We start from the raw sequence: 1,622 nt of genomic DNA on the forward strand, positions 1-1,622 counted from the left end.
GCACGGATTGCAAATCCGCGCTAGCGGAGAAACAGAGTTTTATTTTGATTAAATGAAATAGGCACATGAACAATAACAGGCAATTCGCTGACATAAAGGTTTGGCTGCATAGCCCCAACGGGGAGACTTTTTTTTTGCTGCATTAAAACATTACAAACTTGACACTTGCAATGGCACGGATTGCAAATCCGCGCTAGCGGAGAATGCGCATCACAACAGATTAGAACAACGTTTTAATAGAGTTTTCAATGAACACTGAGACTCAGGGGCACAGAGTTTAATTTTGATTTAATGAAATAGGCACATGGACAATAACAGGCAAGTCGCTGACATAAAGGTTTGGCTGCATAGCCCCAACGGGGGAGACTTTCTTTTGCTGTATTAAAACATTACAAACTTGACACTTGCAATGGCACGGATTGCAAATCCGCGCTAGCGGAGGAGCATCACAACAGATGAGAACAACGTTTTAATAGAGTTTTCAATGAACACTGAGACTCAGGGGCACAGAGTTTTATGTTGATTTATTGAAATAGACTCATGGACAACAACAGGCAAGTCGCTGACAAAAAGGTTTGGCCGCATAGCCCCAACGGGGGAGACTTTTTTTGCTGCATTAAAACATTACAAACTTGATACTTGCAATAGCACGGATTGCAAATCCACGCTAGCGGAGCATCACTACGAATGACAACAATGGTTTTATAAAGCAATATATAACAACTGCAAATACTGAGCTAAGAATATTTAATAGTGAAATTCAATCATGATCAAATTCACTCATATAGAACAACTAATGGTCCACCCCCAAAGCAACCTTCATTTGCATCACGACAAATCACCATACAAATCAGAACTCAATCGTTAAACATGACGTATACACAACATTCCATTTATTAACCTAAACAAATGAATATGCTCAAACGATTTTTATCGAAAATCAGTTTTCGGATAGCACTGTTTACGGCTATCTCGTTGATACTTTTGGCAGCCATCATCACAGTCACGTTTAATCAAATCAGCTATCGCAATGAAATGCGCCAACTTAAGCAGACTGAAAAACTATTGAAAGATGATTTTGACCGACTGATTCAATACCAGGTTGAAACGGCCATCAGCATGCTGACCCACATTCACCAACAAGCGCAGCAAAACGAAATCACACAAGATGAAGCCCTCAAACGGGGAGCGGATTACTTGCGTCAGTTACGATTTGGTGTGGACGGCTATTTCTGGGCAGACACCCGACAAGGGGTTAATGTTGTTTTGTTGGGAAACACCGAAGTGGAAGGTAAAAGTCGATGGGAAAGCAAAGATGCGCATGGCAACTTTTTAACCCATCTTGCAGCTTTCCATCCAAAATTCATTAAAAAAACACCTTTTTTCACCTCAAAATAGGCTCTTTTGCTCTATTTGCTTTTGTAATACATTGATAATCAGTGTCTGAATTTTCGAAAAATCATTTGTAGTACACAAGGGGGTATTGTATATCAGCGGTTTACATGTTTACTTTGGGGCATGTATTTCAAAGTATCCATGCGCACCAACCCCGAAACGGGAATCTATAGCGGTTATTACCGTTTAGTGGAGAGCTACCGTAATCACAGCGGCAGGGTATGCCA

1 protein-coding gene is annotated in these 1,622 nt (G+C 40.7%); it reads left to right on the forward strand.

What is annotated here, in order from left to right:
- The first annotated feature begins 915 nt into the window (after positions 1–915).
- Positions 916–1,398, forward strand: coding sequence for a cache domain-containing protein (locus tag LX69_RS16855; RefSeq protein ID WP_170124449.1), 483 nt, complete (start codon positions 916–918; stop codon positions 1,396–1,398).
- Positions 1,399–1,622: the final 224 nt, after the last annotated feature.

This window comes from Breznakibacter xylanolyticus (genome assembly GCF_003254275.1).
Taxonomy (GTDB): Bacteria; Bacteroidota; Bacteroidia; order Bacteroidales; family Marinilabiliaceae; genus Breznakibacter; species Breznakibacter xylanolyticus.

Excerpts from the sequence above, each read along its gene's own strand:
- LX69_RS16855 (WP_170124449.1), top strand. The coding sequence starts at position 916 with ATGCTCAAACGATTTTTATCGAAAATCAGTTTTCGGATAGCACTGTTT.